This is a genomic window from Microbacterium sp. Root166, from assembly GCF_001427145.1.
GTDB lineage: Bacteria > Actinomycetota > Actinomycetes > Actinomycetales > Microbacteriaceae > Microbacterium.
Window position 1 is genome coordinate 330,932 of sequence record NZ_LMGL01000001.1, and the last position, 16,167, is coordinate 347,098.

General features: G+C 70.3%; 20 protein-coding genes and 1 tRNA gene. 8 read left to right on the forward strand and 13 right to left on the reverse strand.

The features are described 5' to 3' along the window. The first annotated feature begins 56 nt into the window (after positions 1-56). Both ASD56_RS01510 and ASD56_RS01515 read left to right on the forward strand, forming a co-directional pair. Positions 57-722, forward strand: coding sequence for a TetR/AcrR family transcriptional regulator (locus ASD56_RS01510; protein WP_055960462.1), 666 nt, complete (start codon positions 57-59; stop codon positions 720-722). Positions 723-894: 172 nt separating this feature from the next. After that, positions 895-1,728, forward strand: coding sequence for an esterase/lipase family protein (locus tag ASD56_RS01515; RefSeq protein WP_055960464.1), 834 nt, complete (start codon positions 895-897; stop codon positions 1,726-1,728). A gap of 22 nt (positions 1,729-1,750) precedes the next feature. Here the strand turns inward: ASD56_RS01515 and ASD56_RS01520 are convergent, their stop codons facing one another. Continuing rightward, the gene (locus ASD56_RS01520) at positions 1,751-2,215 is read right to left on the reverse strand and encodes a GNAT family N-acetyltransferase (protein WP_055960465.1); all 465 of its coding nucleotides are present in this window, start codon (positions 2,213-2,215) and stop codon (positions 1,751-1,753) included. Beyond that, entirely contained in the window at positions 2,212-2,580 is a 369-nt protein-coding gene (locus tag ASD56_RS01525) for an HNH endonuclease (RefSeq protein WP_200947436.1), read from the reverse strand. Before ASD56_RS01525 ends, ASD56_RS01520 begins: the two co-directional genes overlap by 4 nt. Before the next feature lie 248 nt (positions 2,581-2,828). On the opposite strand from ASD56_RS01525, the gene ASD56_RS01530 reads away from it, so the two are divergent. Further along, a complete protein-coding gene (locus tag ASD56_RS01530) occupies positions 2,829-3,734 on the forward strand; it encodes a hypothetical protein (protein ID WP_055960469.1) in 906 nt (301 codons plus the stop codon). Between the two features lie 233 nt (positions 3,735-3,967). Here ASD56_RS01530 and ASD56_RS01535 read toward each other — a convergent pair whose 3' ends face one another. Beyond that, positions 3,968-5,776: a DUF2207 domain-containing protein gene (locus tag ASD56_RS01535; RefSeq protein ID WP_235565465.1), complete on the reverse strand. Its 1,809-nt coding sequence runs from the start codon at positions 5,774-5,776 to the stop codon at positions 3,968-3,970. A 44-nt stretch (positions 5,777-5,820) separates the two neighbouring features. On the opposite strand from ASD56_RS01535, the gene ASD56_RS01540 reads away from it, so the two are divergent. After that, complete coding sequence (locus ASD56_RS01540) at positions 5,821-6,261, forward strand: MarR family winged helix-turn-helix transcriptional regulator (protein WP_055960471.1); 441 nt, start codon at positions 5,821-5,823, stop codon at positions 6,259-6,261. Here ASD56_RS01540 and ASD56_RS01545 read toward each other — a convergent pair. From ASD56_RS01545 to ASD56_RS01565, 5 genes are all read right to left on the reverse strand, one after another. After that, entirely contained in the window at positions 6,230-6,607 is a 378-nt protein-coding gene (locus ASD56_RS01545; protein WP_235565466.1) for a hypothetical protein, read from the reverse strand. The genes ASD56_RS01540 and ASD56_RS01545 overlap by 32 nt on opposite strands. A 153-nt stretch (positions 6,608-6,760) precedes the next feature. Next, entirely contained in the window at positions 6,761-7,495 is a 735-nt protein-coding gene (locus tag ASD56_RS01550) for an ABC transporter permease (RefSeq protein ID WP_055960475.1), read from the reverse strand. Continuing rightward, complete coding sequence (locus ASD56_RS01555; RefSeq protein WP_055960477.1) at positions 7,492-8,274, reverse strand: ABC transporter ATP-binding protein; 783 nt, start codon at positions 8,272-8,274, stop codon at positions 7,492-7,494. Before ASD56_RS01555 ends, ASD56_RS01550 begins: the two co-directional genes overlap by 4 nt. A gap of 44 nt (positions 8,275-8,318) precedes the next feature. Beyond that, positions 8,319-8,609 carry a DUF4287 domain-containing protein gene (locus tag ASD56_RS01560; RefSeq protein ID WP_055960479.1) on the reverse strand — a complete coding sequence of 97 codons (291 nt, stop codon included), beginning with the start codon at positions 8,607-8,609 and terminating at the stop codon, positions 8,319-8,321. Between the two features lie 16 nt (positions 8,610-8,625). Further along, complete coding sequence (locus tag ASD56_RS01565) at positions 8,626-9,234, reverse strand: TetR/AcrR family transcriptional regulator (RefSeq protein ID WP_235565467.1); 609 nt, start codon at positions 9,232-9,234, stop codon at positions 8,626-8,628. A gap of 94 nt (positions 9,235-9,328) precedes the next feature. Here ASD56_RS01565 and ASD56_RS01570 point away from each other — a divergent pair, with 94 nt between their 5' ends. Further along, on the forward strand, positions 9,329-10,462 hold the full coding sequence (locus ASD56_RS01570; protein WP_235565468.1) for a low temperature requirement protein A: 1,134 nt from the start codon (positions 9,329-9,331) through the stop codon (positions 10,460-10,462). A 46-nt stretch (positions 10,463-10,508) separates the two neighbouring features. Here the strand turns inward: ASD56_RS01570 and ASD56_RS01575 are convergent, their stop codons facing one another. The 5 genes from ASD56_RS01575 to ASD56_RS01595 form a co-directional block, all read right to left on the reverse strand. Then, positions 10,509-12,107 (reverse strand): L-serine ammonia-lyase, iron-sulfur-dependent, subunit alpha, encoded by a 1,599-nt coding sequence (locus ASD56_RS01575; protein WP_055960483.1) that lies wholly within the window; start codon positions 12,105-12,107, stop codon positions 10,509-10,511. 104 nt (positions 12,108-12,211) lie between these two features. Beyond that, positions 12,212-13,012, reverse strand: a complete 801-nt coding sequence (locus tag ASD56_RS01580; protein WP_055960485.1) for an alpha/beta fold hydrolase — start codon at positions 13,010-13,012, stop codon at positions 12,212-12,214. A 40-nt stretch (positions 13,013-13,052) separates the two neighbouring features. Beyond that, on the reverse strand, positions 13,053-13,418 hold the full coding sequence (locus ASD56_RS01585) for a VOC family protein (RefSeq protein ID WP_055960487.1): 366 nt from the start codon (positions 13,416-13,418) through the stop codon (positions 13,053-13,055). 79 nt (positions 13,419-13,497) lie between these two features. Further along, a tRNA-Arg gene (locus ASD56_RS01590) sits at positions 13,498-13,570 on the reverse strand. A gap of 99 nt (positions 13,571-13,669) precedes the next feature. Further along, positions 13,670-14,257, reverse strand: coding sequence for a hypothetical protein (locus ASD56_RS01595; RefSeq protein WP_055960489.1), 588 nt, complete (start codon positions 14,255-14,257; stop codon positions 13,670-13,672). A 92-nt stretch (positions 14,258-14,349) separates the two neighbouring features. Here ASD56_RS01595 and ASD56_RS01600 point away from each other — a divergent pair, with 92 nt between their 5' ends. The 3 genes from ASD56_RS01600 (at position 14,350) to ASD56_RS01610 (ending at position 16,158) form a co-directional block, all read left to right on the forward strand. Beyond that, positions 14,350-15,195, forward strand: coding sequence for an SDR family NAD(P)-dependent oxidoreductase (locus ASD56_RS01600; RefSeq protein ID WP_235565469.1), 846 nt, complete (start codon positions 14,350-14,352; stop codon positions 15,193-15,195). A gap of 179 nt (positions 15,196-15,374) precedes the next feature. After that, the gene (locus ASD56_RS01605) at positions 15,375-15,572 is read left to right on the forward strand and encodes a hypothetical protein (RefSeq protein WP_055960491.1); all 198 of its coding nucleotides are present in this window, start codon (positions 15,375-15,377) and stop codon (positions 15,570-15,572) included. Positions 15,573-15,738: 166 nt separating this feature from the next. Further along, on the forward strand, positions 15,739-16,158 hold the full coding sequence (locus ASD56_RS01610; protein ID WP_055960493.1) for a DUF4383 domain-containing protein: 420 nt from the start codon (positions 15,739-15,741) through the stop codon (positions 16,156-16,158). Positions 16,159-16,167 lie beyond the last annotated feature (9 nt).

Below are 16,167 nucleotides of genomic sequence, written 5' to 3' on the forward strand. Positions count from 1 at the left end.
TGTTGACAGCGTGTACATTGATGTTCACACCGTACACATTCAGACGAGGTGATGCAATGGCACCGCAGGCACGCACCTATCATCACGGTGACCTCCGACGTGCACTCGTCGAAGAGGGCTTGCAGCTCGCCCGCGTCGGCGGGCCGGGCGCCGTGTCGCTGCGCGAGGTGACGCGCGCCGTCGGCGTCTCTCCGAACGCGGCCTATCGCCACTTCTCCGACCGCGACGCCCTCGTCCACGCGGTGGCCGGCGAGGCGCAGCAGGCACTCGCCCACGCGATCGTCGATCGGGTCGCCGCCACCCCACCAGGACTGCCCGAGGCCGAGGCGTCCATCGAACGCCTGCGCCGGGTCGGACTCGCGTACATCGACTTCGCGCGCGCCGAGCGCGGCTGGTTCGAACTCGCCTTCGCGACGCAGGATGCGCAGCCGAGCGAGGCGATCGTCACTCTCGACGACGAGGTGGTCGAGCCCTTCCGCCTGCTGCTGGACACCCTCGACGCGATGGTCGAGACCGGTGCGCTGTCGCCGGAGCGGCGCCCGCACGCGGAGTGGACCTGCTGGTCGGTCGTGCACGGCTTCGCCGACATCGCGGTGCACGGGCCGCTGCAATGGCAGCCTCCGGCGGTGATCGACGCGCTCGCCGCCGCCGTCGTGGAGGGCGCCATCGTCGCCGTCCGCGGGACGACCGAGCCGGCGGGCCTCACTGCCGGCACAGCCTGACGTCACGGCTGGGCCCACGCGCCCGGAGGCTCCGTGTGGCGCGTCGGCGCCGCGTGGAGTGGGCGTGGGGACCGCGTCCGCTTGCCCTCGGCGCACGGCGCGCGCCACACTCGAACGACACAGGGAGGCAGCATGCCAGGCTCACGGACCACGGCACCGGATGCGCCGGCGCGTGACTGACGCGGCTGCCGAGGCATCCGCTCGCCCGCCCGGACGCCTCACCCGCGCCGTGTGGTGGGCGAACGACTACATCTATGCGGCCCGGCGCCAGGCGGCCGTGCTCGCTCCGCCCTGGACCATCGGCCGCCGTCGCAAACCGCTCGCATGGCGGACAGGGTCCGCCGAACTGCCCGAGATCGTGCTGCTGCCGGGCGTGTACGAGCACTGGACCTTCATGCGCCCGCTCGGCGACGCGCTCGCCGCCGCCGGGCATCGCGTGACCGTCGTACACGGGCTGGGGGTCAACCGCGGAGACATCGGCGCGACGTCCGACCGGCTGGGCGAGGTGCTGGCCGACGAGCCGGCGCCCGAGGCCGGCCGCGTGCTCGTCGCCCACAGCAAGGGCGGCCTGGTCGGCAAGCACCTGCTCATCTCATCGGGAGCGGCCGTGGCTGCGGCCGTCGAGGCAACCGCGGGCGGCGACCCCGCCGAAGCCGCGGCGAGCGCTCCGGCCGAACCGGGCACGCCGGCCCTGGGCCTGCTCGGGCTGGTCGCCGTCGCCACGCCGTTCGGGGGCGCCCGTCGCGCGCGGATCCTCTTCGCCGACCCCAGCATCCGAGCCTTCCTGCCCGATGATCGCACGATCGTCATGCTCGGCCGCGAGACGTCGGTGAACGGCCGGATCGTCTCCATCTTCGGGCCGTTCGACCCCCACATCCCCGAGGGCAGCGCACTCGACGGGGCGACGAACATCGCGGTGCCGACGCCCGGGCACTTCCGCGTGCTCGCGTCGAGAGAGACGCTGGCCGCCGTGCGCGAGGGCATCGCCCTGCTGTCGGCCGGGTGACACCGGCGACCCGGACGGGGGATCAGGATGCCGCGGCCGGCCGCCACACCATGGTGTGACCGGTCGCGGCGAAGGACTCGTTGCCTGCGAGCTTGCCGGTCTTCGTCGACTCGAGCACGAAGCCGAGCGCCTCGTAGAACGAGCGCGCCGCATTGCCGTCGAGGACCTCGAGGCTTACCGGACCGCGCGCGCGGCTCAGCATGTGCGCGACGAGGGCCCGGCCCACACCCCGGCGGTACAGCGCGGGATCGACGTACGCCCACGTGATCTCGTCCGCCGAGCCGGCGATGAAGCCGGCGACGCGGCCATCCACCTCGGCGACCCACACCTCCTCGTCGAACAGTCCCTCGTTCTCGAAGGTGGCGGCAAGGTCGAGATAGGCGTCGAGCAATCCCGCGCCTCCCAGCTCGTCCAGCCGCGCGGCGTCGTGGATGCGTGCGATGTCGTCCCAGTCACGAGCTTCGTAGGGACGGATGCCGATGCTCACGTCTCGGCTCCCCCTGCCGGACCGGTCCCGCGCCAGGCCCCCAGGATCTCGATGTGACGCAGCAGGAAGGCGCGCTCGTCGAGCCGCTTGCGGCGCAGCCACCCGGTGACCTCGTCGTTGCTCTTGCTGGCGTTGCATGAGCGGCAGGCCGGCACCACGTTCTCGAAGGTGTATCTGCCGCCGCGCGAGATCGGCAGCACGCAGTCCTTCTGGAGCGATCCGTCGCCGGCTCCGCAGTACGCGCAGGCGCCCCAGGCCTCGACCAGCGAGGCCCATTCGTCGAGGGTGAGGTCGTTGTCGGCGGCGGCCACTCTGCGCGCGCGGCGGCGGGACGCGCGGGCGCGACGGGACTGACTGAGGGCCACTCGGCGAGCGTACCGGGGTGCGCGGACGATGGCTGCGAAGGGTGCCGCGGGCCGCGGCATCCCTGGTCTGACGACGCCTCCGCGGGCCTGTGATCAGGCCTTTCTCAACCGGCCACACTCACGCTTCTGCCAGCCAAACCAGGGGATTCGTCCAGACGGACTGCGCAGACTCGATGTTTTGCGCCCGACCCGAGGGCGCGCGGCGCCGCTCTGCCGGCGCGAAGACCCGAAGGATCCAGCGCTTCACCATGCTCGAGAACCCGTCGTCCACGCCTGCCCGCCCGACCCTCCGCCGCCGCCTCGCCTCGATCGGCATCGGCACCGGCCTCGCCCTCGGCATCGCCACCGCCGCCTGCCTCGCCGCCGCGACCCCGACCTCCGCGGCGCAGGCTGTGGCGGCCGGAGTCGCACCCTTGGGCGCCGCGACCCCCACCGCCCTCGCGGCCGGCGCCGAGTCGCTCACCGGCATCACCTCCGAAGCCCGCATGGCACTGGGCGCGGCGCGCGCCACCCTCGCCGCTGCAGGCGCCGTGCAGTCGGACGTCGCCACCTCGGGGCTCGACCTCGGCGCGGAGAGCACCGCGATCGACACCCTCCCGCTGCTGGAAGCGACGGCGAGGCTCACGGACTTCGAGCAGCTCCCTGTTCTTCTCCTCCCGAGCGCGGCCGACGACGCCATCACCCAGACGAGAGCGGTCGCCGAGCGCGTCGCCGAGCTGCGGGAGCGCCTCGACGTCGCGATCGAGAAGAAAGCGGCCGAGGAGGCCGCCGCGCAGGCGAAGCGCGAGGCCGAGGCAGCAGCGGCCGCAGCCGCCGCAGCGGCGGAAGCCGCTGCTCAGGCGAACACCGTCGCGGGCGCTCAGGCAACGGCGGCGCGCCTGGCCTCGGCGAACTACGGATGGGGCGCCGACCAGTTCTCGTGCCTGTCGTCGCTCTGGGACAAGGAGTCGGACTGGAACTATCAGGCCTACAACGCCGGCAGCGGCGCGACCGGCATCCCGCAGGCCCTTCCCGGCAGCAAGATGGCGAGCGCCGGCTCGGACTGGCAGACCAACGCCACCACCCAGATCACCTGGGGCCTGCAGTACATCGCCTCCGCATACGGCACGCCGTGTGCCGCGTGGGGGCACTCACAGGCGACCGACTGGTACTGATCGCCCGCCTCTCGACGCGGAAATCGATCGATTCACCGAGAATCACAAAAAGATAACGGCAAACCCTTGCCGCCGTTACCCGGCCGTTATAGAGTTATCGCACGGTAACTGTTTTGCTGTGGCAGGTACCGACATGTGATTGCAGGACACTCTTGGTGCAAGGGACAAGGGCCGGTCGGAAGCCTCTCCGACCGGCCCTGACTTGTTCCCGGGCGACCTCTCGGGCGGTCCGGTCAGACGCCGCCGCCGCCTCCCCCGCCACCGCCGCCGCCCGCTGACCCGCCGCCGCTCGAGCCGCCAGAGGTCGATGAGGACGACGCCGTGCTCGCCGAGAGCGTCGAGATGCCCGACGAGAACGCCGCGGCGTCGAATCCGCTCGAGCCGACGTACCAGCCGGGATTCGAGCCGGGGCCGTAGAGGACGGCGAGCTCCCGCGCCCACTCCTTCTCCTGCCCGAAGACGACGGCGTACGGCAGGAGCGTCTCGTACAGCCGCAGCATGACGCGCGGATCGTTCGTGTCGACCGGCATCCGCTCCGCACCTGCGGGTGACTGGAGCATGCGGATGCGGTCGGCCTCGGCCCACTCGATGAACTCCTTGAGCCCGGCGAGGTGGTCCCGCGTCTCGGCTCCCTTGGCCGTGAGCGGCTTGCGCGAGACCAGACCTATGACCACGATCGTCGCGATGCCCGATCCGACGATGAGCGCGATCGGCACCAGTGCGAAGACGCCGTTCTCGAGTGCGGCGATGCCGAACACGAAGATCAGGACCGTCGCCGCGATCGCGGCCAGCAGCGGCCAGACGCGCACCCGGGCGGGCACTTCACGGCGTAGGCCGCGGTTGACCAACTCCTGGTTCGCCGCCTTCAGGATCGACTGGGCGGCGGACGAGAACCGCGTGTCGGAGCGCCCGAACTCGAACTCCTCGCCCGGCCTGCCCGATGGGAAGAGGCCCTGCAGCAGCATCCTCCCGTCGCCGTCCGCACGTTCCGGGTTGATGAGGACGGCCTTGAGCTTGGTCCCGCCGAAGAACTTGCGCTCGCCTTCGACGATGCGGATGCTGCCGCCCACGGCCTGCTCGAGCACCTCCGCCGGGATCGCCTTGGTCGTCAGGCCCAGGAGCACCGCGCTCTCAAGGGCGTCGACGGCGAGCGGCGGTGTGTACTCGGCGATGATCGTCGGCCGGCCGGGCTCGTCACGCAGCCACCGCGTCCTGGCGACGCTCGCGAACACGATGGCTCCGGCGAGGCAGAGAGCGGCGAGCGCCTGCAGCCAGCCCCACACCGAGGCGAAGTACGACGAGTCGAACGGCGTGAACGTCCCCTGCTCGAAGCCCACGGCGATGGTCATGGTCTGGAAGGGCAGGACGTTGGCGGCGGATGCCTCGACAGACGCGCCATCGGCCGAGATCTGGCACGACTGGGTGGAGCCCTCGTACCCCACGTAGCAGGCTTCGGCGCCGGTGAGGGCTTCGGCGAGGTCAGGGCTCATCGTGACGCGGGCCGTGACACGGCCGAAGCTCTGCGGCCACTCGGTGCCGTTGACGTTCCAGTAGAACTCGTCCGAGCCGGTGTCCGTGAAGAACCGGGTCACGTTCTCGAGCGTGTAGGTGAACACGTACGTCTGCCTGCCGTGGACGAAGTCGCCGGCCCGCGAGGTCATGACGTAGTAGTCCTCGTCCTCCTCTGCCTCGGCCTCGCGCTGCCTTCCCTCGCCGTCGGTGATCGACACCAGTTGCGGCCGTACCGGGGCGCCGAGGTAGGAATCGGGGATGCTGCGACGCATGCCGCGGTTCTGGTCGAACTCCGGGAACAGGGCGACGAAGGTCTCCACCACCGTCAGCGTGCTCGTGCCGTCCTCGGCGGTGCCGAGCTGATACTCGACGTCGAGGCTCTCGAAGGTGAAGTCCTCCACGCCGGCGTGCGCGGGCGCGGGCGGGAAGCCGGCGAACAGGAGGCCGGTGATCACGGCGACGACCGCGGCGACCCTCGCAGCCCAGGTCACCCGGCTCGTCGACACGGCCGGCGCGGAAGTCCCCATCATGCGCCTCAGCCTAGGGGTCGCGCATTGGTCGTAATCTTGTCGCTATGACCGACCGTCGCCTCGCCATCGATGCCTGGGAGAGCCTCTTCCGCGCGCAGCACGAGGTGTTCGGCGACATCAGCCAGGACTTCCACGAAGACACGCTCAATCAGGCGGAGTACGACGTGCTCCTCACCGTCACCCGCGCGGACGACATGACCGCTCGCCTGCGTGACGTCACGGCGAACATGCTGATCAGCCAGCCGAGCGTTTCGCGTCTCGTGGACCGCATGGTCTCGCGCGGCCTGATCGACAAGTGCGCCGATCCCGAAGACGGCCGCGGCGCGCTGGTGAAGGCGACGGATGCCGGGGCCTCTCTCTTCCGCAAGCTCGCGAGCGCGCACGGCCGCGTCATCGCCGAGCGGATGTCGCTGCTCAGCGACGACGAGCTGACCCAGCTGCGCGACCTCACCCTCAAGCTGCGCAAGCACCGCCCGGAGTGCTGAGACCGCGCCTTGGTGACGCCACGACTGCTCGGATGAGGTCTGCGAGCGGCGCGGGCACCCGGTCGAGGGGCATCGCAGCGGCGAGAAGACCCGCGTAGCGAAGCTTGTTCCCACTCCTCCCGCCGAAGAAGCGCTCAAGCTGCGCCTCGACGGAGCGACCACGCTGCGCCGGCTGATTCTGGAGACGCCGGAAGGACTCGAGCTCTCCCTGCTCAGCGATGACGGCTTCGACCGCGTCGACACCGAGCGCTCGGACGAGCTCGCCTTCCAGATCGGGGTCGCACACGTAGACCCGCTCGATCACGCGCTCGAACAACGCCCGCTCGTTGGCGTCGACCAATCCCACGACGCTATGATCGCTCAGTCCGGAGATCGCTCGACGCGCCCCGCTCGCACCACCGACCGTCACGATCCTCGGAAGTTCAACTCCCATACGCGCGCCGAGGATCTCGAGCGCGACGCGATCGCTCTCACCTTCGACGATGATGACCGTCATCGGCTACGGCGTGCGGCGTCGCAGCGTCAGCGAAGCGAGGATCAGCGCGCCGACGAGGAAGGCGGCGACGATCAGCAGCGGGCCGTACACGTCCCATCCCTCGTCTCCCGCGGTGACGGCGGTGATCGCGTCGATGGCGTAGCTCAACGGCAGCCAGTCCGAGATCGCGTACAGCGCCGGCGGCATGTCCTCGCGAGGCATGAAGAGCCCGCCCAGCAGGATCTGCGGGAAGACGATGAGCGGCATGAACTGCACAGCCTGGAACTCCGTCCGGGCGAATGCGCTCGCGAGCAGACCCAGAGCCATGCCGAGGACAGCGTCGGTGACGGCGACGAGGCCCAGCTGCCACACCGGCCCCTCGGTCTCGAGCCCGCACACCCACACCGCGAACGACACCGTCACGACGGCCTGCAGCATCGCCATCTGCCCGAACGCGATCGCGTAGCCGACGATGAAGTCAGCCTTGCCGAGCGGGGTCGTCATCAGTCGCTCCAGCGTGCCGGACCGGCGTTCGCGCAGCGTCGTGATCGACGTGATGAGGAACATGATGATGAACGGGAACAGGGCAAGGATCGGCGGCCCGTAGATGTCGAACACGCCCTCCTGTTCGCTGAACAGCCAGGCGAACAGGCCGACGAGAAGGCTCGGCGCGACGAGCATCAGCGCGATCGAGCGCGGGTCGTGCGTCAGCTGACGCAGGATGCGCGTCGCCGTGGCGAGCATGCGAGTGCCGTTCATTCGCCGGCCTCTTCTCGCGCTTCGCGCCGGCTGGCCGGATGCCGATCGGCGGCGCCGGCGACATCGCGCTCGATGAGCGTGAGGAACGCGGCATCCGGATCCGTCGCCCCGGTCTCGGCGAGCAGGCCGTCCGGAGTCGTGTCGGCGATGATGCGCCCGGCCCGCATCAGGATCAGCCGGTCGCAGCGGAGCGCCTCGTCCATCACGTGACTGCTGACGATGATCGTCGCGCCGGTCGCCGACAGCCCGCGGAACAGCTCCCAGAGCTCGGCGCGCAGCACCGGGTCGAGCCCGACCGTCGGCTCGTCGAGCACCAGCAGCTCAGGGCTTCCCAGCATGGCGACCGCGAGCGAGACGCGGCTCTCCTGCCCGCCGCTGAGCGAGTCCACCGTCTGACGCGCCTGGCCGCTGAGCCCCACCTGCTCGATCACCCGATCGACGTCGGAGCGAGGTGCGCCGATGATGCGCGCGAAGTACCGCAGGTTCTGCTCGATGGTGAGATCGCCGTAGACGGAGGCGGCCTGCGTGTCGTAGGCGACGCGGCGCCGCTGCACGGCTGTACCCGCCGGGGCACCGAGCACGGTGACGGTGCCGCCCGCGACCTTCTGAACCCCGACGATCGAGCGCATCAGCGTGGTCTTGCCGCACCCCGACGGCCCCATCAGCCCGGTGATCTGACCCTGCGGGATGTCGAAGTCGAGGCTCGTGAACACCTCGGTCGTGCCGCGGCGCACGTGCAGTCCGCGCACTTCGACGGCGTTGCCGGAGGATTTATTCATCACACGATGAATTATTCGCCCGCGCGAGCCTGCGGTCAAGGCCTCTAGGAGTCGGGGTTGGTCGCCTTGCCGTCCAGCCAGAGCGTGTCGGAGGCATCGGAGTGGGCCGTGCCGGTGCCGACGTGCTTCGAGCTGATCTTGTCGCCCTTCGTGATCACATGCACCAGCGCCATCGCGTGACCGCGCCCCAGCCCGTAGTCCTCGGCCAGCCAGCTCACGATCTCACCGGACTTCGTGCCCGGCCCGAAGCCCTTCTCGGACGCGAGGTCGACGAACTGGCGGGGGGTCAGCCCCGTCTTCTCCTCGATGTTGTCGAGGTATGCCTGGAACGTCATAGGTCTCCGTCTCCTCTTACTCGTACAGGTAGCGCTGGATGGTGGGCGCGACGCGCGACACAAGATCGTCGACGGATGCCTCGGCCAGCGCCGGCAGCTTCAGCACGTATCTCGCGATCAGCATGCCCGCGACCTGCGACGCGACGAGGGATGCTCGCAGCTCGGCATCCGGCACGTCGAGGGACCGGGCGATCCGCGAGAGCAGCTCCCGAGAGAGGAAGCCCGCGAGCAGCGGCGTCGTGAGCTTGTTGCCGAGGGCCGCCCGCATGAGCACCACTCCGCGGCGTCGCACCTCGGGCTGCTCCCACGCGCCGAGGACGAACCGCATGATCCGCTCGCCGACCTCCTCGCGAGGACCGGCCAGGATCTCGGGGAGGGCGAGGTCGGGCCGCATCGGGGCGCCGATGGCCGCGCCGAACAGGTCGGCCTTCGTGCCGAAGTGGTGGTGGACGAGCGCGGAGTCCACCCCGGCCCGTGCCGCGATACCTCGAATGGTGGCGCCTTCGTAGCCGGCGTCGGCGAACTCGTCGATCGCGGCCGCCATGATGCGCTCGCGGGCGTCGGACTCCCCCGCGCGCGGCCGACCGCGACGCCGCTTCGGCGCAGGCATGACGTACTCGACCACGGGGTCAGCCTACGACCGTGGTGCATGATGAGGCATGCCCTTCGGGATGACCCGCGACGTGATGCGTCCACCGGATTCGCCGCGCACGGATCGCGTGACCTACGTCGAGCTGTTCTTCGACCTGGTGTTCGTGTTCGCGCTGACGCAGCTGTCGGCCTATCTGTACGACAATCAGAGCGGCCTGGGTGCGCTCGAGGGCGTCATCATGGTGTGCGCCCTGTGGTGGGCGTGGGTGTCGACCACCTGGGTGACCAACTGGCTCGATCCGGTGAAGCTCCCCGTGCGGGGCGCGGTGATCGCTCTCGCGTTCGTCGCCCTGGTGATCAGCGTGTCGATCGCCGAGGCGTTCGGCGACCGGGCGTGGGCGTTCGCCATCGCGTACGTCGTGCTGCAGGTCGGCCGGACCGGCTTCATCGTGTGGGCGATCGCGCGCCACGATCGCGCGGTGTCGAAGGACTTCACTCTGGTCCTCATCTGGACCGTCGCCGGAGGCGCTCTGTGGATCGTCGGGGCCCTCCTGCCGCTCCCGTGGCAGCTCCCCCTCTGGGCCGCTGCGCTCGGCCTCGAGCTGCTGGGAACCGTCCTCGGGTTCCCTGTGCCGGGCCGAGGCCGGGTGCTCATCGGAGCCTGGGACCTGTCGGGTCCGCACATCGCCGAGCGCACCGCGCTTTTCGTGCTCATCACCCTCGGCGAAGGGCTGCTGGTCACCGGCTTCGCCTTCGCCGCGAAGGAGTCCTCGCCCGAGACGATCATCGCCCTCGCCGCCGCGTTCGTCGCCGCGGCCGCGACTTGGTGGATCTACTTCGACCACGGCGAGCGGATGGGGTCCGAGGCCATCGAAGCGTCGGACGAACCCGGACGCCTCGCGCGGACGGCCTACACGTGGGTTCACCTCGCCATCGTGGGCGGCCTGGTCCTGGTGAGCGTCGGCGACAAGGAGGCCCTCTCGCACCCGCACGAGCACGGGGTGGCTCCGACCCTCGTCGTGCTGGGCGGTCCGCTCCTCTTCCTCGTCGGCACGGTGCTGTTCCGCTGGGTGCTCGACCAGCGCTGGGCCCGCGCACAGCTGGCGGGCGTCGTCGCGCTCGCGGTGCTGATCACCGCCGCGCTGCTGTGGGTCCCGCTCGATGCGCTGACCCTGTCGGTCGCGGCATCCCTCGTGCTGGTCGGAGTCACGATCGGCGAGACCGTGGGCCGCCTGCGCCGAGGCCGACGCAGCGGCGGCTGACCCGGCTGCGGCGGACGCGGCATCCGCTCACCCGTCGTTCAGCGGGTCAGCACTCGATCACATTGACCGCGAGACCGCCCTCGCTGGTCTCCTTGTACTTCGTCGACATGTCGATGCCGGTCTGGCGCATGGTCTCGACGACCGTGTCGAGCGACACGTAGTGCGAGCCGTCGCCGCGGAGCGCGAGCCTGGCCGCCGTGACCGCGGTCGAGGCCGCGATGGCGTTTCGCTCGATGCACGGGATCTGGACGAGACCGCCGACGGGGTCGCACGTGAGTCCGAGGTGGTGCTCCATCGCGATCTCGGCGGCGTTCTCGATCTGGCGGTTTGTCCCGCCCATGACGGCGGTCAGCCCTCCTGCGGCCATCGCGCACGCCGAGCCGACCTCGGCCTGGCAGCCGCCCTCGGCGCCCGAGATGGAGGCGTTCGCCTTGAAGAGCGACCCCAGCGCCGTGGCCGTGAGCAGATAGCGACGGATGCCGCGCCTCCGGTTCGCCTCGGCGACCAGGGGTTCGTCCAGGCCGGCGTCGGCGGCCGGCGCGACCTCGCCGCCGAAGCCGAGGAGCGCACTGCCCACGAGCTCGCCGTACGGGGTCACCGCGTTGCCCGCGCCGAGGCCGGAGTCGGCCATGAACCGCCACCAGTACATCGCCACGGCCGGCACGATGCCGGCGGCGCCGTTGGTCGGCGCCGTGACGACACGGCCGCCCGAGGCGTTCTCCTCGTTGACGGCGAGCGCGAATGCGCCGAGCCACTCGCCGGGCAGCTCACGGCGGCCCTCGGCCTCGGCGTCGTCCAACTGTGCGCGGATGGCACCGGCGCGCCGCTTGACCTGCAGCATGCCGGGCAGGACGCCGTCGGCGTGCAGGCCCGCCTCGACGCAACCGGCCATCGCGTCCCAGATCGCGTCGAGTCCGGCGGCGATCTCCTCGTCGGAACGCAGGGCCTGCTCGTTGCGGCGGGCGAGCTCGGCGATCGTGAGGCCGTGCTCATCGCACAGCGCGAGAAGCTCTTCGGCGCTGCCGAAGTCGAGCGGGAAGCCGTGGGCCTGCACGCGCGGCGGCTCGCCGTCGCGGCGGATGAAGCCGCCGCCGACGGAGTAGTACGTCTCCCGCAGAACGAGGTCGGCGTCATCGACGGGCACGGCTCGGCTCGGCACAGCCAGTGCGAAGGCGGTTCCGGTCTCTCGTAGGAGGGGCGCGGATCCCGTCAGCGACCGCGCCGGACCGGCATCCGATGTCGTCCATGCCTCGAGCGTCATGGCATTGGGGTGCCCCGGCAGCCGGGTGCGCGGCTCGAAGGCGATGTCGGCCCGCGAGAACGGGACTGGACGGGTTCCGCCGAGCATCAGCTCGCGGCCGTCGGTCCACGCGCTCCAGGCCGAGCGCACGGCATCCGGGTCCACGCTCTCGGGCGCCTCCCCGCGCAGCCCCGCCACGATCGCGTCGGGAGTTCCGTGGCCGATCCCGGTCGCTCCGAGTGAGCCGTACAGCGTGCAGGTCACCCGAGCCACACGATCGAGAAGGCCCTCAGCACGCAGGCGCGCGACGAAGTCGAGGGCGGCCCGCATGGGTCCGACCGTATGGGAGCTCGAGGGTCCTACACCGATGGAGAACAGCTCGAACGCCGAGACGTAGGCGCTCACTCCTCCAGCGTACGCTCCCGCGGGTGCAGACTGCGCGTCAGATCAGACGGCACATCATCAGGATGCCGCAGCCGACCGCCACTTGGCGGGCACTCTGCTCGTCCTCAGTGACCGCCGGTGAAGAAGTCGACCGCAGCCTGACGGAAGACCCGTGAGCCGGGGGCGTTGAAGTGGTGTCGATCGGGCAGTTCCACGAAGTCGCCGTGCGGCGTGGCCGAGGCGAGAAGGCGCGACCGCTCGAGGATCGCGTCCTCGGATCCGGTCGCGAAGAGGATCCTCTGCTGCGGCGGGTGTGCGGGGTCGGGGTCGGCATCCCCCAGCCGCATCCCCTCGGCCAGCGCGACCAGCGCGCTGAGGTCATTTCCGGGAACGCGTTCGGCGAGGGTGACGTAGTTGCGCGTGACCTGATCCTCGACCGGCGTCCCGTGATCGGCGTAGGCGCGAGCCTGTTCGAGCTGCAGCCGGGCCAGCGGACGGCCGTCGGGGATGCCGCCCAGCACCGCCCGCTCGACGTGCTCAGGCGCGCTGACCGCCAGCTGCCAGCCCACCCGGGCGCCGAGCGAGTAGCCGGCGTACAGCACGGTGTGGAGCAGATACGTGTCGAGCACGGCGACCAGGTCTGACGCGAGCGACTCCATGCCGTAGGCACGCGGGTCCGTCGGCTTCTCGCTCTGGCCGTGGCCCCGCTGGTCCACCCCGAGCACCCGGAACCCGGCACGCGTCAGATCGCGGACCCAGCCGGTGTTCACCCAGTTGTCACGGCAGCTCGACGCGAACCCGTGCACGCACAGCACCGTCGGCGCGGCCTCGTCGCCCCACGAGTACGTGGCGACGCGATAGCCCTCCGGCGTCATCACGAACTGCGGTGCGGGCATCTCGGTGAGGGCGGGGATCGCGGCATCCATTCGGCCATTGTCCACCCCGAGCGGCGGTACTTCGGCTCGATCAGGGCGTCTGGAACGCGACCAGCCCGACCGTGTTGCCCTCGGAGTCCTTGATGAACGCCTGCCACTCCTGATGCCCGGCGGGTCCGAGCGTGTCGTCCTCGTGCGTGAAGATGACGTGCGGTGGCGAGACGACGTCGACCATCCCCGCCATTCGCTCGAGCGTCCGGTGGACGTTGTCGACCCACAGATAGACGAGCGAGGTCGGCGCGTTGCGGTCGAGCAGCAGCCTCACGCCGTCGAGATCGAAGAACAGCAGCCCGGGCGGATCGAACCTCGCCACCGGGGGCGACTCGAGCAGCACCGTATAGAAGTCGGCGGCGCGGTCCAGGTCCTCGGCGCGCTGCGCGATCTGCACGAGTCTCATGCGCTCATTCTGGCCCGCGCAGCGGAAAAGCAGAACGGCCTGCTTTCGCAGGCCGTTCCGTCACTGTCTCAACACAGTGTGCGCCCGAAGGGACTCGAACCCCTAACCTTCTGATCCGTAGTCAGATGCTCTATCCATTGAGCTACGGGCGCCCGGCCCGCACTCTCGCGCAAGCCAGCGTCCAGAATACCCGACGGCGTCCCCCGGAGCGAATCGGCGCCGGGATGCCCGGATCCCGGGCGTGTCAGCGGTCAGGCGCCGGGCTCGGCGGCGGCGTTCTCGGCCTCGGGGTCGGGTTCGGGCACGCGCCTGCGGTGGGCCGCCAGCCGGGGCAGATCGACGAGCCGGAGGGACTGCATCCGGGCCGCGCGCATCTTCGCGTAGTCCGGATCCAGGTCGGGGCGCATCCCCTCGACCAGCAGCCTGCGCTGCAGGTTCGCCTCGACGTCGCCCCATGCGGCATCCCGTGCCTGCTCCACGAGGGCGCGCACCGCGTGCGGGTCCTCGGCGATGCGGCGCAGCTCTTTGGCGACCCCGCGGTACTGGTTGTGGCGCCGGCGCAGGTTGCGGGTGTCGCGGTCGCGGTAGTCGTGCGTGCCGTCGGGGTCGGTGAACTTGCCCCAGGCCTTCTTTCGCTGGCGCTTCGCCAGGTCGGCCGCTTCTTCCTGCTCGGCGGCGAGCGCTACCAGGGTGTCGTGCGCGAACGGCGCGAATGCGGCGACGTCGAACGGCTCATCGTGCGCGATCGTCTCGACGAGGATGTGGTTGCGGACGGCCATCCGTGCCGCGGCCGACGCGATGGACACGCCCTCTGAGATCGCCTCTGCGGTCTTGCCCATCACACCTCCTGCATCGAGGCTAGCGTCCGCCGGAGGCCGCCGAGTCCGCGACAATCGTAGGAGCAGGTCAAGGGCGACGAGGGGAACGGGCGATGGCCGGGATGCAGCGGCTCGAGGTACGCGGCAGGACGACGGTGATCACCGGCGCGGCCAGCGGGATGGGCGCGGAGGTCGCGCGCGAGCTGGACCGCCGCGGAGCCCGGCTGGCGCTGATCGACCGCAACGGCGAGGGCCTGTCCGCCCTGGCATCGGAGCTGGCCGGGACAGGTCATACGACGCATGCGGTGGACCTCACCGACGACGACGCGGTGTTCGCCCTCGCGGCCGAGATCGATGCGTCTCACCGCCACGTGCAGGCGCTGATCACGTGCGCGGGGTCATCGATGCTCGGCAGCATCGACCAGCTGACCATGGACGAGATGCGCTGGCTGATGGACGTCAACCTCTGGGGCACCGTGAACATCACTCAGGCGCTGCTGCCGGCGATGCGCCGAGAGGATGCCGCGCACATCACGCATCTGGTGAGCATCTACGGCCTCGCGGCGCCGGCCGGGCGCATCCCGTACGCGATGAGCAAGTTCGCCGTCCGGGGCTTCACCGAGGCGCTGCGGCACGAGCTCGAGCGCTCCACCGTGAGCGTCGGCGCCATCTATCCCGCCGGAGTCAAGACCGGCATCATCGGCCGCGGGCGGTACGCCGCCGCGATCGATCCCGCGGTGGCCGATCGGGCCGCAGCAGCGCAGGCTGCGATGTACCACACCGAGCCCGCCGATGCCGCGGTGCGCATCGTCGAGGCCACGATCCGGCGTCGGGCGCGCACGATGGTCGGCCGCGAGGCCCGCCTGGTCGACGTGCTGACCCGGATCACCCCGACCCGGTACTGGGGTCCGATGCGCCGGCCGCTGCGCGACGCGATCGACACGACCACGCCGATCTAGACATCCCGGAATTCAGTGGAATGACCTCGGATGCCGCGCCCGCCCTCCCTGGGCGCTTCCCTGTCCCCGGGTGCGCCCACCCGCGATAGCAAGCGCCGCCACCGCGCGCAACCCCTGCGCCCGGCGGCCGGTCGGCCCGTAGCGTGAGGAACGCAGTTCTTCGAGGAAGGAGCGGGTACATGGGTTTCATGGATGACGCCAAGGAGACGGCCAAGGCCGTCGGCGAGAAGATCAGCGACACCTGGGAAGACACGACGGACCGTGTCGGCGACAAGGTCGACGAGATGAAGGCGGATGCCGACGTCAAGAAGGCCGAAGCCGAACGCGACTCGGTGAAGACCCGCAACGACATCAAGGAAGACCTTCGGGACAACTGATCCCGCGAGTCTCGCCGCGGCTTGCGCGGCGGCCGGCAGAGGACCTTCGAGCTTGCTCGGGGTCCTCAGTCGTCTCCGGATCCGGCTCGGTCCAAACCGATCCCGACGGGACTCCGAACAACACACAGTCGCGGCATCCGCCGCCCAGAAAACAGGAGGAACGCTCATGCGCTCGTCACCGAACCGCCTCGTCGCCACCATCTTCGGTGCCGTCTACATCCTCGTCGGGTTGCTCGGCTTCGCCGTCACGAGCGGTGTGGGCTTCATCGCGACAGAGGGAGGCCTGCTCCTCGGAGTCTTCGAGGTCAATCCGCTGCACAACATCGCCCACCTGCTGATCGGTGCGGCGCTTCTCATCGCCGGGCTGAAGTCGGTGCCCGCGGCCAAGGCCGTGAACGTCACCGTCGGCGCCGTGTACCTGCTCCTCGGTATCGTCGGGTTCTTCCTCGTCGACACGGCCCTGAACATCCTGGCCCTGAACACCGCGGACCATTTCCTCCACCTCGCCAGCGCGCTGGTGCTGCTGGGTGTGGGCCTGGCCGCCGACCGGAACGTGCGCGCCGACGCGCCGGGCCGTACGGTCTGAGCCGGTTCG

Coding starts and splice junctions, on each gene's coding strand:
- ASD56_RS01600 (WP_235565469.1), top strand. CDS start 14,350: ATGGCCGGGATGCAGCGGCTCGAGGTACGCGGCAGGACGACGGTGATC.
- ASD56_RS01585 (WP_055960487.1), bottom strand. CDS start 13,418: ATGAGACTCGTGCAGATCGCGCAGCGCGCCGAGGACCTGGACCGCGCC.
- ASD56_RS01555 (WP_055960477.1), bottom strand. CDS start 8,274: ATGAATAAATCCTCCGGCAACGCCGTCGAAGTGCGCGGACTGCACGTG.
- ASD56_RS01605 (WP_055960491.1), top strand. CDS start 15,375: ATGGGTTTCATGGATGACGCCAAGGAGACGGCCAAGGCCGTCGGCGAG.
- ASD56_RS01540 (WP_055960471.1), top strand. CDS start 5,821: ATGACCGACCGTCGCCTCGCCATCGATGCCTGGGAGAGCCTCTTCCGC.
- ASD56_RS01510 (WP_055960462.1), top strand. CDS start 57: ATGGCACCGCAGGCACGCACCTATCATCACGGTGACCTCCGACGTGCA.
- ASD56_RS01560 (WP_055960479.1), bottom strand. CDS start 8,609: ATGACGTTCCAGGCATACCTCGACAACATCGAGGAGAAGACGGGGCTG.
- ASD56_RS01535 (WP_235565465.1), bottom strand. CDS start 5,776: ATGATGGGGACTTCCGCGCCGGCCGTGTCGACGAGCCGGGTGACCTGG.
- ASD56_RS01595 (WP_055960489.1), bottom strand. CDS start 14,257: ATGGGCAAGACCGCAGAGGCGATCTCAGAGGGCGTGTCCATCGCGTCG.
- ASD56_RS01580 (WP_055960485.1), bottom strand. CDS start 13,012: ATGGATGCCGCGATCCCCGCCCTCACCGAGATGCCCGCACCGCAGTTC.
- ASD56_RS01550 (WP_055960475.1), bottom strand. CDS start 7,495: ATGAACGGCACTCGCATGCTCGCCACGGCGACGCGCATCCTGCGTCAG.
- ASD56_RS01530 (WP_055960469.1), top strand. CDS start 2,829: ATGCTCGAGAACCCGTCGTCCACGCCTGCCCGCCCGACCCTCCGCCGC.
- ASD56_RS01610 (WP_055960493.1), top strand. CDS start 15,739: ATGCGCTCGTCACCGAACCGCCTCGTCGCCACCATCTTCGGTGCCGTC.